General features: G+C 63.9%; 14 protein-coding genes and 1 pseudogene. 4 read left to right on the top strand and 11 right to left on the bottom strand.

Features of this window, described 5'->3' with window-relative positions; all coding sequences use genetic code 11:
• The first annotated feature begins 63 nt into the window (after nt 1-63).
• Together HU720_RS01155 and HU720_RS01150 are read left to right on the top strand one after the other, a co-directional pair.
• Nucleotides 64-1,029, top strand: coding sequence for an ABC transporter substrate-binding protein (locus HU720_RS01155; protein ID WP_186516612.1), 966 nt, complete (start codon nt 64-66; stop codon nt 1,027-1,029).
• Between the two features lie 15 nt (nt 1,030-1,044).
• Nucleotides 1,045-1,996, top strand: a pseudogene (locus HU720_RS01150) (aliphatic sulfonate ABC transporter substrate-binding protein).
• An 83-nt stretch (nt 1,997-2,079) separates the two neighbouring features.
• Here HU720_RS01150 and HU720_RS01145 read toward each other — a convergent pair.
• The 11 genes from HU720_RS01145 to nhaB all read right to left on the bottom strand — a co-directional run bounded on the left by HU720_RS01145 (nt 2,080) and on the right by nhaB (nt 15,397).
• Nucleotides 2,080-2,649 (bottom strand): hypothetical protein, encoded by a 570-nt coding sequence (locus tag HU720_RS01145; protein ID WP_186516611.1) that lies wholly within the window; start codon nt 2,647-2,649, stop codon nt 2,080-2,082.
• An 86-nt stretch (nt 2,650-2,735) separates the two neighbouring features.
• Complete coding sequence (locus HU720_RS01140; RefSeq protein WP_186516610.1) at nt 2,736-3,749, bottom strand: XdhC family protein; 1,014 nt, start codon at nt 3,747-3,749, stop codon at nt 2,736-2,738.
• Between the two features lie 195 nt (nt 3,750-3,944).
• Complete coding sequence (locus tag HU720_RS01135; RefSeq protein WP_186516609.1) at nt 3,945-5,285, bottom strand: cytochrome c; 1,341 nt, start codon at nt 5,283-5,285, stop codon at nt 3,945-3,947.
• Nucleotides 5,286-5,294: 9 nt separating this feature from the next.
• Nucleotides 5,295-7,541, bottom strand: coding sequence for a molybdopterin cofactor-binding domain-containing protein (locus tag HU720_RS01130; RefSeq protein WP_186516608.1), 2,247 nt, complete (start codon nt 7,539-7,541; stop codon nt 5,295-5,297).
• Nucleotides 7,541-7,996: a (2Fe-2S)-binding protein gene (locus HU720_RS01125; protein ID WP_186516606.1), complete on the bottom strand. Its 456-nt coding sequence runs from the start codon at nt 7,994-7,996 to the stop codon at nt 7,541-7,543. The genes HU720_RS01130 and HU720_RS01125 overlap by 1 nt, the downstream gene beginning before the upstream one ends.
• A gap of 224 nt (nt 7,997-8,220) precedes the next feature.
• Nucleotides 8,221-10,212, bottom strand: a complete 1,992-nt coding sequence (locus tag HU720_RS01120) for a PAS domain-containing sensor histidine kinase (RefSeq protein WP_186516604.1) — start codon at nt 10,210-10,212, stop codon at nt 8,221-8,223.
• Between the two features lie 125 nt (nt 10,213-10,337).
• The gene (gene proP / locus HU720_RS01115; protein ID WP_186516600.1) at nt 10,338-11,840 is read right to left on the bottom strand and encodes a glycine betaine/L-proline transporter ProP; all 1,503 of its coding nucleotides are present in this window, start codon (nt 11,838-11,840) and stop codon (nt 10,338-10,340) included.
• Nucleotides 11,841-12,122: 282 nt separating this feature from the next.
• Nucleotides 12,123-12,743, bottom strand: a complete 621-nt coding sequence (locus HU720_RS01110) for a TetR/AcrR family transcriptional regulator (RefSeq protein ID WP_186516598.1) — start codon at nt 12,741-12,743, stop codon at nt 12,123-12,125.
• Nucleotides 12,744-12,840: 97 nt separating this feature from the next.
• Nucleotides 12,841-13,086 (bottom strand): hypothetical protein, encoded by a 246-nt coding sequence (locus HU720_RS01105; protein WP_186516596.1) that lies wholly within the window; start codon nt 13,084-13,086, stop codon nt 12,841-12,843.
• Nucleotides 13,087-13,197: 111 nt separating this feature from the next.
• Nucleotides 13,198-13,668 carry a GNAT family N-acetyltransferase gene (locus HU720_RS01100; RefSeq protein WP_186516595.1) on the bottom strand — a complete coding sequence of 157 codons (471 nt, stop codon included), beginning with the start codon at nt 13,666-13,668 and terminating at the stop codon, nt 13,198-13,200.
• 226 nt (nt 13,669-13,894) lie between these two features.
• Nucleotides 13,895-15,397 carry a sodium/proton antiporter NhaB gene (gene nhaB, locus HU720_RS01095; RefSeq protein ID WP_186516594.1) on the bottom strand — a complete coding sequence of 501 codons (1,503 nt, stop codon included), beginning with the start codon at nt 15,395-15,397 and terminating at the stop codon, nt 13,895-13,897.
• 151 nt (nt 15,398-15,548) lie between these two features.
• Between nhaB and HU720_RS01090 the strand changes: the two genes are divergently transcribed.
• Both HU720_RS01090 and nudC read left to right on the top strand, forming a co-directional pair.
• On the top strand, nt 15,549-16,361 hold the full coding sequence (locus HU720_RS01090) for a crotonase/enoyl-CoA hydratase family protein (RefSeq protein WP_186516591.1): 813 nt from the start codon (nt 15,549-15,551) through the stop codon (nt 16,359-16,361).
• 34 nt (nt 16,362-16,395) lie between these two features.
• The gene (gene nudC / locus HU720_RS01085; RefSeq protein WP_186516590.1) at nt 16,396-17,226 is read left to right on the top strand and encodes an NAD(+) diphosphatase; all 831 of its coding nucleotides are present in this window, start codon (nt 16,396-16,398) and stop codon (nt 17,224-17,226) included.
• Nucleotides 17,227-17,355 lie beyond the last annotated feature (129 nt).

Below are 17,355 nucleotides of genomic sequence, written 5' to 3'. Positions count from 1 at the left end.
GCTTGTCGTTACAGTCACTTCACAGGCCGCATCGAGCCGTCTGCTCTGACCCTGAGGAGTGCCATGTCCATTCGTTCGAAGTTGCTGACCCTTGCCGCAGCGGTGCTACTGGCCAGCCAGGCCACCGCCAGTGAACGCCTGACCCTGCGTATCGGCGATCAGAAGGGCAACATGCGCGCCCAGCTTGAGGCCGCCGACGCCCTGCGCGATCTTCCCTATGACATTCGCTGGGCCGAGTTCCCGGCTGCCGCGCCCTTGGCCGAAGCGCTGAACGCCGGGGCCATCGATGCCGGCATCATTGGCGATGCGCCGTTGTTGTTCGTGCTGGCGTCGGGGGCACCGGTCAAGGCGATTGCCGTGGACAAGTCCGACCCGTACGGCACCGCGTTGCTGGTGCGCCCGGACGCTGCGCTGCGCACTGCGGCGGACCTCAAGGGCAAACGCATTGCCACTGGCCGTGGCTCCATCGGCCACCACCTGGCGCTCAAGGCGCTGAACCAGGTGGGCCTGAGCGAAAAGGACGTCGATTTTCGTTTTCTCGGCCCGGTCGATGCCAAGATTGCTCTGGCCAACGGTTCGGTCGACGCCTGGTCCACCTGGGAACCCTACACCGCGCTGGCCGAGCTGAGCGGGCAGGGCAGGGTGCTGGTCAATGGGCGAGGGCTGTCCAGCGGCAACAGTTTTCTGGCCGCCACCGACAGCGCGCTGAATGGCAGCGCCCGGCGTGCGGCGCTGCAGGATTACCTCAACCGCCTGGCCGGCGCGCAAGTCTGGGCCAACCAGCACCTGGACAGCTACTCGAAAACCCTGGCGGCGATCATCGGCTTCCCCGAAGACGCTGCGCGCTTGCAATTCGAGCGGCGCCAGTTGCGCTGGCAGGTGATCGACCCGCAGACCGTCGCCCAGCAGCAGGACACGGCTGATTTCTATCACACCCACGGCCTGATGGCCGAACGCCTTGAAGTGGCACCGACCTTCGCCACCGGCTTCACCTTGCCCAGCGCTGCAAAACTTGCCGCGCAACCCTGACCCGGAGACTGCCCCATGCTGTTGAAACCTGCGCGCCAGATGGCCCTGGCGCTGTGGTTCGGCGCGTTGCTGCCGGGCCTTGCCAACGCCGAACAGACCTTGCGCATCGGCTACCAGAAATCGTCCACGTTGCTGACTTTACTCAAAGCCCGAGGCACCCTCGAACAGAAGCTGGCAGCTGAAGGTATTCGTATTTCCTGGCATGAGTTTCCAAGCGGCCTGCCGTTGCTGGAGGCGCTGAACCTGGGCAATGTCGATGTTTCGGCTGATGTTGCCGACACTGTGCCAGTATTCACCCAGGCCGCTGGCGCCAGGCTGACGTATTTTGCCCGCGAGACGCCATCGCCTACCGCCCAGGCGATTCTGGTGCCGGCAGATTCACCGCTCAAGACCTTGGCCGACCTCAAAGGGCAAGCGCGTTGCGGTAACCAAAGCGGCTGGCAGCCACTACCTGCTGATTCAGGCCTTGGCCAAGGCGGGGCTGAGTTTCAAGGACATCACCCCGGCCTACCTGATCCCGGCGGACGGGCGCGCAGCCTTCGAGAACCGCAAGGTCGATGCCTGGGTAACCTGGGACCCATATGTGGCCAGCGCCCAGCGCCAGCAGAACGCGCGCATTCTGGCCGACGGCAGCGGCCTTGCCAGTTATCAGCGTTATTACCTGGCCGGCAGCGACTATGCAAAGGCGCACCCTGAGGTGTTGCAGCAGGTGTATCAGGCGTTGCGCGAGGCGGGCACCTGGGCCAAGGCCAACCCGGCGGCGGCGGCGCGGATTCTTGGGCCGTTGTGGGGCAACCTGGACGTGGCCACGGTGCAGCAAGCCAATGCTCGGCGCAGTTATGACGTGCAGCCTGTGCAGGTGGATAACCTGGCGGAGCAGCAACGCATTGCCGATGCGTTCTACCGCGAAGGGTTGCTGCCCAAGGCTGTGGATGCGCAGGCGGTAAGTGTGTTCGAGCCGCGGTGAGAGGGGCCGCGTTGCGGCCCATCCCAGCACAAGGCCGCGCCTCCAGGGGAACCCGGGTAGCAGCGGCCTTGCGTAGCAGCAACCTAGCGCGAAGTCTCTACCCGCAGTACTTCGGTGTAGATCGCATCAACGGTCTGGTCGACCTTGAGGTTTTTCATCCGCCCCTGCAGCTCGGGGTCTTCCACCTTCACCACCTGCAACTTGCCCTCAGGCGGCAGCAACGTGACCTCGTGGGCCTTGAGGTCGATCTTCTTGATCTGCGACGTCACCTTCACCTGGCGGAACGCCTCACCGCCTGGGTTGGGGTTGGCTGCCGTCGCGCGCAGGGTGCCCGCTTCTTCCGAGGCCTTCGGGGCACCGCCGACCTCGGTGTTGAGCACGTAGGCGACCGCACGGGTGACATAGATATCGACCTTGTCGCCAACCTTGAGGTTGGGCAGCGACTTGGCCTGTTCACTGAGCTGGAACGTCACGTCCTTGTCGCGCGGGCCCTTGACCGTGACCTGGCGGCTGGCCAGGTCAATGGCCGTGACCTCGGTGCTGACGTGGCTCTCCAGGGCTTCGCTGGCGATGGGCAACTGGGCGGCATGGGCGCTGAAGCTTGCGGCAGACACTAACGAGGCGAGAGCGATGGCGCGGGTAATGGGGTTCATTGCCTGTCTTCCTTGTGATCGATACCGGGTTGGGTTTAGCGAACACAAGCATAGCCACTGCCTGGCGTTTGTGACGCCAGCGCAGTTCAAACCGCCGATTCTTGCGCGCCCTTGGCCGCTGAAACCTTCAGCGCGCCCGGCAAACTCACCGCATTCTTCGCCGCCAGCACCTCGGCCATCACACTCACGGCAATCTCTGCCGGGGTCTTGCTACCGATATAGATACCGATTGGGCCATGCAGGCGCTCCAGCGAGCGTTCGGTTTCGCCGAAATGCTCGATCAGCCGCTCGCGGCGCAGTTGGCTGTTGCGCCTTGAACCGATAGCGCCAATGTAGAACGCAGGCCCGTGCAGGGCTTCGAGCAGTGCCAGGTCATCGAGCTTGGGGTCATGGCTGACGGCAATGATGCAGGTGCGGGCATCGGCCCGGAAGGCCCGTACCACGTCGTCCGGCATCCCAGGTACGGCGTCCACCCCGGCCACGGCCCAACTGGCCATATGCTCCGGGCGCGGGTCGCACACTGCCACCTTGAAGCCGTTGAACAGCGCCATGGTGGCCAGGTATTCGGCCAGGGCACCGGCACCGATCAGCAGCATGCGGTAGCCGGGGCCGAGGGTGTTGGCCACGCTCTGGCTGTTGCAACTGAAGGGCAACGGCTTGGCTGTGGGGGCCAGGCTGACGGCGCCATCGGCCAGCGCCAGCGTGCGTTGTACCAGTTGGCCGTCGTCGAGCAGGCCGAGCAGTTGCTGCAGGGCGGCAGGGTCCGGGCTGAATTCCAGAACCAGTTCCAGCGTGCCGCCGCAGGGCAGGCCGAAGCGGTGCGCTTCATCGGCACTGACGCCATAGCGCACCCGCTGGGGTGGGCCGTCGGTGAAGGGTTGGCCGCCGTAGGCGCTGGTATGGCTGTGGATCAGGTCGTCCTCGATGCAGCCGCCCGACACGCTACCCACCACGCGGCCATCGCTGCGCAGGGCCATCATCGAGCCCTCCGGGCGCGGCGACGAACCCCAGGTGTGGGCGACGGTGGCCAGTAGCACACGATGGCCGCTGGCGAGCCAGTCATGGGCTGTGCGCAAGACCAACAGGTCGATGCTTTCCATGATGTTTGCAACCTCTCGTTGAGTCTTGGCGCTGGGGCTTGAGTAACAATTCCCACTCAATCCTGTGATCCCTGTAGGAGCGGCCTTGTGCCGCGAAAGGGCTGCGCAGCAGCCCCGAGATCGGCACAAGACCGCTCCTACAAAGACCGCGTACAGCCTCGCCGGTCATTGTGCGGCGACAGGCTGCGTACCCCTTCAGCGCATATGCAAGATGATCGGGCTGCTGCTGGCCGGGTCGGTGTGCTCGCGCAGCTTGGCCACCGCTTTGGCATCCACCGCTGCGGCTTCATTGCCCCACGCACTTCGCGCAAAACTCAACACCTCGGCGATCTGCTGGTCCGACAACTGCTCACGGAACGCCGGCATGCGATAGGCATCCGGCACCCCGGCGGCGACGATGCGCTGCGAGCCATTGAGGGTGATGTTGATCGCCGAGGCGTTCTCCTTGGCCAGCATCGACGTGGCCCCGGCCAACGGCGGCATCCACTCGGGCTGGCCTTTGCCGTCCAAACCATGGCAACTGGCGCAACGGGTCACGTAGGTATGGGCGCCGGGCGCGTCAAGGCGTCCGGCGGCCGAAACCGCCTGGTACTGCCAGGGCGTGCCATCCCGGGCCGGGTCGCCTGGCAGCGACTTCAGGTAGCGGGCAATGGCGGCGAGGTCGTCGTCAGCCATGAACTGCGTGGAGTTGTTGAACGCCTCGGTCATCGAGCCATACACCACCGCGTGTTTGTTGCGCCCAGTCTTGAGGAACTGCACGATTTCAGGCTCGCTCCAACGGCCAAGGCCGGTGTTCGGGTCCTGACGCAGGCTCGGTGCGTACCAGCCGTCAAGCAAGGCGCCGGCGAGGAACGGCGTGCCGCTTTCATCCAAGGCCTTCTCGTTGAACGCAAGGCCGCGCGGGGTATGGCAACTGCCGCAGTGGCCGGGGCCCTGGACGATGTACGCACCCCGGTTCCACAGCGCATCCTGGCTGGGCTTTGCGGCATACGTGTGAGCCGGTACGAACAGCCCGTTCCACAGCGCGATCGGCCAGCGCATGTTCAGCGGCCAGGGGATGCTGCTGGGGATATTGGCCTCGGCCGAAGGCTGCACCCCCTGCATGAAGAACGCATACAGCGCGCGCACATCATCGTCGCTCAGCTTGGCATAGGACGGGTAGGGCATTGCCGGGTACAGCCGGCGAGCGCCCGGCGCCACGCCTTGGCGCACCGCACGGTCGAAGTCGGCCAGGCTGTAGGCGCCGATACCGTGCTCGCGGTCAGGGGTGATGTTGGTGGCGTGGATTGCCCCCAGCGGGGTGGCCATTTCCAGGCCCCCGGCAAACGGCGCCTTGCCCGGCAGGCTGTGACAGGCCACGCAATCGCTCAGCCGGGCGACGTACTCGCCGCGGCTGACCAGTGCTGCGTCAACAGTGGTGTCGGCGCTGAACGGCGAGGCAGGCTCGTGGGTGACGTACCAGGCCAGCAGGCCAGCGGCGAGCAGGCATGGCACAGCCAGCCAGCGCGCAGTCGTTGCGAATCGGCGGTTACTCATGGGCGGCCCTCAGCTGAACGTATGGCGGTCAAGTGGCAGGCTACGCACGCGCTGCCCGGTCAAACGTGCCACTGCGTTGGCCACCGCCGGAGCGACGGCTGGCAGCGGCGGCTCACCAATACCGCCCATCTTCTCGCCGCTCTGGACGATACGCACATGCACCCGCGCCATGCGCTGCGGCGGCAGGATCGGGTACAGGTCATAGTTGCGGGCCCGTGGCGCGCCGTTTTGCCATACCGCCTCTTCCAGCAAGGTCTGCGACAGCCCCAAGGCGACTGCGCCGTTGACCTGCGCCTCGATGATCGCCGGGTTGACGATGCTGCCCGGGTCGATGGCTTGCCAGATGTCATGCACCTTCACTTGGCCGTTTTCAATCGAGACCTCGGCAATTACCGCCGCATGCGAGCCGAACGGCGAGGCCATGGCCACACCGCGTGCGCGCTTGCTGCCGTCCTCGGCGGTGAACGGTCCAGGTTTCCAACCGCCGGCAAGTTCCGCCACTGCCTGCAGCAGGGTGGTCAGCCGCGGGTTGCCGCGCAGCAGGTGCAGGCGCAGTTCATAAGGGTCCTTGCCGCCCTTGTCGGCGAGTTCGTCGAGGAAGCTTTCATAGAAGAAGTCATTCAGCGAATTGCCCACCGAACGCCAGTAACCGAGCATTGCCGGGCCTTTGACGTAGATCTGCGCGATGCGCTTGTTGGGGATGGCGTAGGCCTTGCCCGACAAGCCTTCAAGGGCCGTCGGGTCGATTTTCTCGCCCTGCTTGCCGGCCAGGGCTTCGGTGGGGCCTTCGGTGGCGCTGACCGCCTCGATGGCGACCGGCATGCCATCGGCATCGAGCCCTGCACGGAACTTGACCACCGCCACGGGGCGCAGCACATCGCGCAAGAACTCTTCCTCGCGGGTCCAGATCAGCTTCACCGGGCGGCCAACGGCCTTGGCCAAGGCTATCGCCTGCGGGTAGGGGTTGGCCGATTCGTACAAGAAGTGCCGGCCGAAGAACCCACCCAGCAGTGGCGAGTGCAGGGTGATTTGCTCCGGGGCCAGGCCTGTGCGCTTGGCAATGTCGGCGCGGAACATGTCTGGCGCCTGGTTGGGCAGCCACACCTCCAGGCTGCCGTCGGGGTTGAAGCGCGCCGTCGCCGAGGGGGGTTCCAGTTGGCCGTGGTTGACGTACTGGTTGCGGTAGCTGGCCTCGACGGTGGTCTTGGCGCTGGCCATGGCGGCGGCAAGGTCGCCTTCGTGTTCATCGTCACGGGCCGGGCCCGTCTGGGCGGCCAGGTGGTCGAGCCAGCCGGCGCTGGAAAAATCAGCCGGCATGACCCGCAAGGTGTTGTCGGCGCCAGGTTCTTGCCAGTCGACCTGCAATGCCTCGACCGCACGCTTGGCGTGCCACCAGCGCTCGGCCACCACGGCGACGGCGCCGGGCAACGTGTGTACCGAGTGCACGCCTTGCATGGCCTTGACCTGCGCTTCGTTGCGCATGTTGCCCACGGTCATGCCCAGGCGTGGCGCGTGCTGGACGGCAGCGTGGAGCATGTCGTCGACTTTGATGTCGATGCTGAACACGGCCTTGCCGGTGGACTTGTCGTAGGCGTCCAGGCGGCGCACTGGTTTGCCGATCCAGCGGAACTGGCCAGGGTCGCGCAGCTTGATGCTGGCCGGGTCCGGCACTGGCAGGTCCATGGCACGGCCGGCCAGTTCGCCATACGCCAGCGAACGGCCAGAGGCTGCGTGCAGCACCTTGCCAGGCTCGGTGCTCAGTTCACTCACAGGCACGCCCAGTTGTTCGGCCGCCGCCTGCAGCAGCATGGCGCGGGCCAGGCCGCCGAGGCGGCGCATGGTCGGGTAGCTCATGCGCACCGACATGCTGCCGCCGGTGATGCGCATGCCGTTTTCCATGACCACATAGGCTTCGCCGGGCGGCGCGCTGTCCACCACGAACTGGGCAGGGTTCATGTCCAGCTCTTCGCCGACAATCTGCGCCATGGCGGTGTAGGTGCCTTGGCCGCCTTCCATGAAGGGGCACAGCAGGCGCACGGTGTTGTCCGGGCGAATTTCGAGGAAGGCCGGCACCTGGGTGCCGCGCTCAGCCGTTGCCGCAGCAGCCTGTACCCGTGGCACGCCCACCGGCAGGCCAAAACCCAGCACTAATGCGCCGATGGCGGTACCGGCAACAAAGCGCCGGCGCGACAGGTTGATGGTTTCGCCGGCTGGCAGGTCAAGCAGGTCTTGCGGGGTTTCGATACGCCGCTTCATCAGGCTTTACCCCCCTCGGCCAGCTCATGCACGGCGGCATGGATGGCGTTGTAGGTGCCGCAGCGGCACAGGTTGACCATGGCGGCCTCGATCTGCGCGTCGCTGGGTTTGGGCGTGTGCTTGAGCAGCGCCGTGGCGGCCATCACCTGGCCGGACTGGCAATAGCCACACTGCGCCACCTGATGCTCGACCCAGGCCGCGACCACGCGCTTGCCGATGGCATCTTCTTCGATGGCCTCAATGGTGGTGATCTCGCGGCCAACCACACCGGCCACCGGGGTAACGCAGGCGCGCACGACGTTGCCGTCCACCAGCACCGAACAGGCGCCGCACTGGGCCAGGCCGCAGCCGTATTTGGTGCCGGTCATGCCGAGGTCGTCGCGGATAACCCAAAGCAACGGCGTGTCGGCCTCAGCCTCGACCTGGTAGGTCTTCTGGTTGATTCGTAGTTCCATGGCTCACCTGCTGATCATCGGTTGATGTGGCTTTGTCATATGTGCATCCCCGCATTGATGCGCAAGACGCCATGGGGCCTGTGGTCGGCTCCTTGTGCAGCAACTCTAGCGCGCAGGCGCGGGGTTTCCCATCTGTGGCCCTGCAGGTTCAGAGAATCAGGCAAGGATTCAAGCGGATTGCGCTAGAACGTGGGGCGAATTCAATCAGCGGGGGCAACACCCTCTCAGCGCGGCTTGATGGCGGTTTCGAACGCCCGCAGCAACTGATCGACCGAATAGGGTTTGCCAAGCAGCTCGAACCCCTGCGGGTCATCCCCAATCAGCGCCTGGCTGTAGCCACTGGTGAGTACCAGCGGCAGTTCGGGCCAGCGATGGCGCACAAAGCGCGCCAGTTCGATGCCGCTCATGCCCGGCATGACCACATCCGCGAGCACCACATCAATGTGCTCGCGCCCGGCCTCCAACAGCGCCAGGGCGGCCTCGGCATTGTGCGCAAGGCTGGTGGTGTAGCCCATATCTTCAAGCAAGGTGGCGGTAAATTCGCGTACCTGAATATTGTCCTCGACCACCAGCACATGGCCGTTGGTGTGCGCCGGGGCTTGCGCGGGCAGCTCAGGCGTGACCACGCCCGGAGCACTTACCGCCGGCAGCGACGTAATAAAGGTTGAGCCCTTGCCGAGCGTGCTGCGCACCTGCAACGAGCCACCCGACTGATGCACGAAACCCTTCACTTGGGACAACCCCAGCCCAGTGCCTTTGCCCTGTGCCTTGGTGGTGTAGAACGGATCGAAGATGCGCTCAAGGTCAGTGGCGGCGATGCCATGACCGTCGTCGCCGACGGCAATCTCGATCCAGCCCTCGGCCTGGCTTGCAGGGCTCACGCAAATGGTGATGTTGCCTTGATCGTGCGTGGCGTCGCGGGCGTTGACCACCAGGTTCACCAGTGCGATTTCGAACTGGTTCAGGTCGGCTTCGACGTAACTGTCTTGCCCTGGCACCTGCACGTTTATCTGCACCCGCGCGCCGACCAGGCTGCGCAGCATGCCGGCGATCTGCTCGACCTGCGGGCCCACCGCGAAGACCTGCGGGCGCAGCGCCTGGCGCCGGGCGAAGGCGAGCAACTGGCTGGTCAGCTTGGCGGCGCGGTCGGCGGTGTCGAGGATGGCATCCAGATAGCGCTGCTGGCGCTCAGGGGCCAAGGTTTTGCGGCGCATCAGCTCGGCTGAGTTGCGAATCACGGTGAGCAGGTTGTTGAAATCGTGGGCTACGCCGCCGGTGAGCTGGCCGATGGCTTCGAGTTTTTGCATCTGGCGCATTTGCGCCTCGGCCGCCTGCAGCTCGCGCGAGCCGGCCTGTACCTGTACTTCGAGCTCTTCGTTGAAGCTGCGCAACCGCGCCTCGGTGCTGTGGCGGTCGTGGACATCGACCGCGGTACCGTACCAGCGCAGCAGGGCGCCGCTGTCGGGGTCGCGGTAGGGCTGGGCGCGCAGCATGAACCAGCGGTAGCTGCCGTCGTGCTGGCGCAGGCGGTATTCACCTTCATAGACCACACCGCTGGCCCTGGCCTGGGTAAACGCAGCTTCGGCGGCCAGGCTGTCGTCCGGGTGCAGGCAACCTTGGGCGAAGCTTGCAAAGTCCGCTACCTGCCCGGCAGGGCCAAAATAGTCGCGCCAACGCTGGTTGAAGAACGCGAATTGCCCGCCTTGGTCGGTCACCCAGACCAATTGCGGCACGGTGTCGGCGATGGTCTTGAACGCCACCTCGCTCTCGCGCAGCCGGGCCAGGGTTTCGTGCTGGCGGGTGACGTCCACGGCGGCGCCAAACCATTCAAGCACCTGGCCTTCTTCATCGAAGATCGGCACTGCCCGTGACAGCGTCCAGCCAAACTCGCCACCACGCAGGCGCACGCGGTGCTCCAGCTCGAAAATGCGCTGCTCGGCGATTGCTGTGGCGATGGCAGCCAGGACCTTGGGGCGGTCTTCTTCGGCGATGTACTTCTCGAGCCAGTTGCGGCTGGGGTGGGCGGTGTCTTCCAGAAAGCCTTGCCCGGAAAGCCCGCGCAGCTCTTGCCAGTCGGGGCTCATGCGGTACACCGAGGTGCTGCTGGCAGTGACCAGCGCGCGAAAACGCAGTTCGCTGTCGAATACCGCACCGTTTGAGCGCTGCGGGCCGCCTGAAGCCGAAACTGCATCGGGTTGCGATCGGCTGTTGGACATGGTTGCCGTCCCTGAGTTGTCTGGGCCGGCGGGCTCCTCAGGTGCGCCCGCCAAGGCGTGGAAATATCATGGTAGCCGCTGCAGGGGGCGCTGCAGCGGCGAGGTTACCAACGGAGAGAAGCGGGTTAGTCGATACGCGGGTGCTGTTGAGCGAGTTTTTCCCGTTTCGCTTCAAGTTCGGCGATTTGCGTGTCGATATCCTCGATTTTCTGCTCGATATTGTCGTGGTGCTCTTGCAGCAGTTCGCGGGCTTCTTCGATGTCCGAAGCAGCAGGCGCCGCGCCGCGCAGGGGGCGGTTGGCGGTCTCTTTCATGGTGAGCCCGGTCAGCAGCCCGATCAGCGCGATCACCATCAGGTAGTAAGCCGGCATGTACAGGTTGTTGGTCGTCTCAACCAGCCAGGCAGCCAGCGTTGGCGTGACACCTGCAATCAGCACCGAAATATTGAAAGCACTGGCCAGGGCGCTGTAGCGGATGTGCGTGGGGAACATCGCTGGCAGCGTCGACGCCATCACGCCGATGAAGAAGTTCAACAGCACGGCAATGATCAACAGGCCGGCGAAAATCACGGGTAGTTGGCCGCTGGTGATCAGCATGAATGCTGGAATGGCTAGCACGAACAGGCCGGCGCTACCGATGATGATGAACGGGCGGCGCCCCCATTTATCGCTCAGCAGGCCAATGATTGGCTGCACGAACAGCATGCCGACCATGATCGCGATGATGATCAGCACCCCGTGGTCTTCGCTGTAATGCAGGTTGTGGGTGAGGTAGCTGGGCATGTAGGTGAGCAGCATGTAGTAAGTGACGTTGGTCGAGATCACTACCCCGACGCAGGTCAGCAGGCTGCGCCAATGCTTGGTGGCGACTTCCTTGAACGACACTTTCGGGCCGCTGGCCAGGCCTTCGCGGTCACCTTGTTCGAGTTTGTCGACGTGTTGTTGAAAGGCCGGGGTTTCTTCCAGTGCGTGACGCAGGTACAGGCCGATCAGGCCCAGCGGCAGGGCGAGGAAGAACGGCAGGCGCCAGCCCCATTCAAGGAATTTCTCCTCGCCGAGTACGGTCGAGATCAGCACCACCACGCCCGCGCCGAGCACAAAGCCTGCAATCGAGCCGAAGTCCAGCCAACTGCCGAGGAAGCCGCGCTTGCGGTCTGGCGCATATTCGGCGACAAAAATGGAGGCCCCGGTGTACTCACCACCTACCGAGAAGCCTTGGGCCATCTTGGCCAGCAACAGCAGGATCGGCGCCCAGATGCCGATACTGGCGTAGGAGGGTATCAAGCCGATGGCAAAGGTGCTCAGGGACATGATCACGATGGTTGCCGCCAGCACCTTCTGGCGGCCGTAGCGGTCGCCCAGGGCGCCGAAGAACAGCCCACCCAAGGGGCGAATCAGGAACGGCACCGAGAAGGTTGCCAGTGCTGCGATCATCTGTACGCCGGGGCTGGCGTTAGGGAAGAACACCTTGCCCAGGGCAAAGGCGACAAAACCGTAGACACCAAAGTCGAACCATTCCATGGCGTTACCCAGGGCGGCGGCGGTGATCGCCTTGCGCATCTTGGCGTCGTCGACGATGGTGATGTCTTTCAGGCCGATGGGTTTTACGGCTTTCTTGCGTGATTTCATGGTGGCATCCCGTTGCTGATACGTTTCCTACGGCATCTGAACCTCGGGCGCGCAAAATAATTCCACACTGAATAATGTCTGTGGGCAGGGTTGGCGGGGTGCAGGGTGCTGGGGGGGAATGTGTCAGCCTGTTCCGGCCTCATCGCAGGCTGGCGCCAGCTCCCACAGAACCTGAGCCAGGCATCCATGTTGCGGCTGTACGCGGTCACTGTGGGAGCTGGCGCCAGCCTGCGATGAGGCCGGAACAGGCCTACCAGGTACTGGGACGCCAAGCCTTTGCGCTCAGGGCTCCAGCCCGATCCCGCGCAGGATCACACTGGTGACGGTCTGCACCGCGCCTTCGAAGGCCAGGTCCGAAAGCGGCTCGCCGCCATTGAGCAACGTCACCTGGTAACCAAAATCGGCGTAATGCTGGGTCGCCGCCCAGATCATGTAGAGCAGCGCCGAAGGCTCTACTGCAAGGATGCGTTTATCTTCGACCCACGCCCGAATCTTGGCCTCCTTGAGGCGCGCCCAAGGCACCAGCGTGTCGTCCAGGCTCCCCGCCAACAGCGGCGCACCGTGCAGAATTTCTTCAGCCCAGACTTTCGACCCCAAAGGGCGCGACCGTGAATGCCCCATCTTGGCCCGGATATAACTGGTCAACACCACACGCGGGTCGTCGAAGCGCTCGAAGCACAGCGCATCCTGCTTCCAGACATCTAGCAAGTCCTGCAGCACGGCCCGGTACAGCTCATCTTTGGTATTGAAGTAGTAATGCAGGTTGGAGCGTGGCAGTTGCGCCTGCTCGGCGATATCGCCCATGGAGGTCGCGCCGTAGCCTTTCTCGGCAAACACCCGCTCGGCGGCAAGCAGAATTTTTTCGACATTGCGCCGACGGATTTCAATTTTGTGGTTGGCCATGGGTTGTCCGAATTCACCTGAACAGCCCAAGGCTAACAGCTTTGCAAGGCGCAAGGCCAAGGCTGTGCTGACGACGCCCCGCAGCAGTCAGTGCAGCTTACAGATACGAAGCACCGAGCGAGCCAACAGCGCTATCGCTCACCACCTGTTCCTGCCCAGCGCGCAACACCCCGAGCCTGCGCCGCTCGTAGTCTTCCTGGCTCAAACCCTGGCGTTGCAGTGCTTCAAGCTGCAACTGGCGAGTTTCTTCGGCGCTGTAGGGCCGCAGCTCAGGGTGACTGGCGCAGCCGCTGAAGGCGGTGATGGCAAGGGCGGCGAGCAACAGGCGGGCGGGGAGGTTCATCGGCGTGCTTTCCATGATCGGGAGTCGATGAGCAAAGGTTATGGCGCGCCGCCGATGATTAGAAATTGCCGCGCTCGATAGTCACTATCGAGGCGGCCAGGCCCAGGCGAGTTACCGCACCAGGCGCTTGCGCATGGGCACGCAAGCCAGTTGCAGCCCGAATGGCGATTGATAGAGCGCTTGCTCATCCCCGGCATAGCCACAGCGCCGGTAGAAGGCTGCTGCGTTGAGGGTGGCGTCCAGGTGAATCTCATCCAGCCCGGCGTTGAGGGCGATCTGCTCCAGGTGCGCGACCATCGCCTGGGCGATGCCGCGGCACATGTACTCGGGTAGCACGAACAGCGCGCCGAGTTCGCCGCTGGCCAGGTCGATCATGCCCGTGGCAACCACGCAGCCGTCCACCCAGACCAGGTGAAACTGCTCTGCGACCAAGGCTGTGTAGCCTTCGGTGTGGGGCACGTCGGCCCAGGCTTGTGCGAGCTCGTCGCCGTAATCGGGGCTGCATTTATGCACGATAGCAGCGCGGCGTATGGCGTATGCAGCCTCGGCGTCCTGGCGCGTGGCGCGGCGGATATCAAACATGGGGGGTCCTTCCCAAGGTGTGGGGATGGATCATCGCGCAATTGGCGCGCCGACGCACCATTGGCCTGGAAGGCTTCATCGCAGGCTGGCGTCACACACAGATGAGTGCGTGGGAGCGGGCTTGACCCGCGATGAGGCCAGCAGGCCCAATTTAGCTGCAGGAGCTGGCGCTATCGCGATTCGCCGGGAGCTGGCGAAAGCCTGCCAGGGGCCAAAAAAAGTGACGCTACAGCCAGTAAGTCACCGCCCACCAGCCCAGCCCACCCATGACCACCGTATACGGCAGCGCCATCCATACCATGCGCCCGTACGACAGCCGCACCAGCGGCGCAATGGCGGAGGTCAGCAGGAACAGAAACGCAGCCTGGCCATTGGGCGTCGCCACACTCGGCAGATTGGTGCCGGTGTTGATAGCCACCGCCAGCGTCTCGAAATGCTCGCGGCTCATGGCCCCATCGACGAACGCTTGCTTGACCTCGGTGATGTAAATGGTCGCCACGAACACGTTGTCACTGATGGCCGACAGCAAGCCATTGGCCAGATACAACATGCCCGGCTGTTGCTCGCTGGGCAGGGCCAGCACCCACGCAATCAGCGGGCTGAACAGTTGCTGCTGGTGAATGACCGCTACCACGGCGAAGAACACCACCAGCAGCGCGGTGAACGGCATGGCATCCTGAAACGCACGGCCCAGGCGGTGCTCGTCGGTAATACCGGTGAACGCCGTGATCAGCACGATCACCAACAGCCCGATCAGCCCTACCTCGGCAATGTGCAAGCCCAGGCACACGATCAGAATCAGTGCAGACAGCCCCTGCACCAGCAATGCCAGGCGCTGCGCCGGAGTGCGCGCCGCATCGTCCTCGGCGGCGCAGGCCGCCAGCACCTGGCGCACCGGCTCAGGCAACAAGGTGCCGTAACCGAACAGGCGCAGTTTTTCCAGCAGCACGCAGGTCGCCAGGCCCGCGGCCAGCACCGGCATCGAAACCGGGGCGACTTTCAGGAAGAAATCGGCAAAATGCCAACCCATCTCATGGCCGATCAGCAAGTTCTGCGGCTCGCCCACCAGCGTGCAAACCCCGCCCAAGGCCGTGCCCACCGCGCCGTGCATCAGCAGGCTGCGCAGGAATGCGCGGAACTGATCGAGGTGTTCGCGGTGCAGTGCCGGGATGTGGTGGTCGCTGTCCAGGGCGCTGTCGGCGCGGGGGTCCTGGTCGGAGGCCACGCGGTGGTATACCGCGTAAAAACCCACTGCCGCACTGATGATCACCGCTGTTACCGTCAGCGCGTCGAGAAACGCCGACAAGAACGCTGACAACACGCAGAACAACAATGACAACAGCGCCTTGCTGCGCACACCCAGCAGAATGCGCGTGAACAGAAACAGCAGCAGCTCTTTCATGAAGTGGATGCCGGCCACCATGAACATCAGCAGCAATATCACCGGGAAGTTGTGCTGCAACTCCTCATAGAGTGCCTCGGGCGTGGTCATGCGCAGCACTAGCGCCTCGATCAGCAGCAGGCCACCAGGCATCAGTGGGTAGCACTTGAGCGCCATACCCAAGGTGAAGATGAACTGCACCACCAGCACCCAGCCAGTGACCACAGGGCCGAGGGTTGCCAGCAGCAGCGGGTTGAGCAGCAGAAACAGCACGATGGCCGCTTTGTACCAGCGCGGCGACTGGCCGAGGAAACCGTGGGCGAGGGCGTCGGTCAGTGAGTGGGGCATGAATTTGTATCCTTGTAATTCGGCTGTGCCGGAAGGTGCCGCATCGCGCTGCTGGCTGCAAGGCTTAAAGTCTTGCTTTTGGCACATGTGCGGCCTAGGTGCTGCGCTAAGATCCTGCGCAGTGAATTCCCTCTCCACAGGAGCGCCGCCCATGTCCGAATACACCGCTTTCAAGGTTGAGCTGGCCAACAACATTGCCCATGTGCAAATAAACCGTCCGGAAAAAATCAACAGCATGAACGCGGCGTTCTGGGAGGAGATCGTCGATATCTTCCAGTGGGTCGACGACACCGATGCGGTGCGCGCGGTGGTGATCAGCGGCGCCGGCAAACATTTTTCGTCAGGCATCGACCTGATGATGCTGGCTTCCCTGGCCGGGCAATTGGGCAAGGACGTCGGGCGCAACGCGCGCCTGTTGCGCGGCACCATCCTGCGCCTGCAACGCTCGTTCACCGCCGTGGACAACTGCCGCAAGCCTGTGTTGGCGGCCATTCAAGGCTACTGCATCGGCGGCGCCATCGACCTGGTATCGGCCTGTGATATGCGCTATTGCGCAAGCGATGCGCAGTTCTCGATCAAGGAAGTCGACATGGGCATGGCCGCCGACGTCGGCACCCTGCAACGTTTGCCGCGTATCATCGGCGACGGCATGCTGCGCGAACTGGCCTACACCGGGCGCATGGTTGATGCCCAGGAGGCGCTGCGCATCGGGCTGGTCAACCGGGTGTATGACGACCACTCAGCACTGCTGGACGGGGTCTTTGCCATTGCCGGTGAAATTGCCGCAAAATCACCGGTCGCGGTGGCCGGTACCAAGCACATGCTCAGCTACATGCGCGACCATCGCATCGACGATGGGTTGGACTATATCGCTACTTGGAACGCCGCCATGCTGCAGTCCGAAGACTTGCGCGTGGCAGTGGCCGCCCACATGAGCAAACAGCAACCGACGTTCGCCGACTGACCGGGTTGGCGAGCGCCTTTCAGGGATCGCAACGATGTCAGCACGCTGGACAACCGCAGTACTCGACCCGCAGACCGCCGGTGGCCTGGCCGTGGCCCGCAGCCCCGAGGGTTTTTTGTTCGACGCCAATGGCGCGCTGTTTGCCCGTGACTGGCTCAAGCGCCAAGGCGTTGATGTGCTGTGCGAGCACGGCATCGGCCACTTCGATGGGCAGCCGGTGTTCCTGCTCGAACTAAACAGCGCCGTTGAAGTACCGGGCTGCGCTTGGCAGGGCCTGCGCCGCTTCATGCTCGAAGGCGACTTCGACACCTACAAGGTGCTGGGCTACGCCGCGCAGATCGGCACCTGGGCGCGCGAGCACCGCTTCTGCGGCAGCTGCGGCCAGCCGATGACGCAAATCCACTGGGAGCGGGCCATGCACTGCCAGGCTTGCGACCTGCGCAGCTACCCGCGTATCTCGCCGAGCATGATCGTGCTGGTCACCCGTGGTGATGAGGTGTTGCTGGCCCGTTCGCCGCGCTTTGTAACCGGTGTGTACAGCACCCTTGCTGGCTTCGCCGAGCCCGGCGAGTCGGCTGAGGACTGCCTGGTGCGCGAGGTGCGCGAGGAGGTCGCCGTAGAGGTCAAGAACATCCAGTACGTCGGCAGCCAGTGTTGGCCATTTCCGCACTCGATGATGCTGGGCTTCCATGCCGAATACGCGGGCGGCGAGATTGTCATGCAGCCGGATGAGATCGAGGATGCCCAATGGTTCAACGTGCACGACCTGCCGCCACTGCCGGCCGGGCGCTCGATTGCCCGGCATTTGATTGATCTGTACGTGGCGCGGCGCCTGGGTTTGCCGGAGCCTGTGCTGCAGGCGTGACCAGGCGGCAACGCAAGGAGTGCGCCAATTTCGCCAAGGGTGACCTGTTAGTTTTGCCAGTTTTCGATTTCTTTTCGCCTTCCTAGCATGAGCCGACGTTGACCCTTGAGCGTCGGCGATGCCAATGGA

The sequence above is a fragment of the Pseudomonas sp. SWRI51 genome (assembly GCF_014268825.1).
Lineage (GTDB): Bacteria > Pseudomonadota > Gammaproteobacteria > Pseudomonadales > Pseudomonadaceae > Aquipseudomonas > Aquipseudomonas farsensis.
The sequence above is the reverse complement of the archived record's forward strand: the minus strand, read 5'-3'. Positions and strand labels throughout refer to the sequence as shown.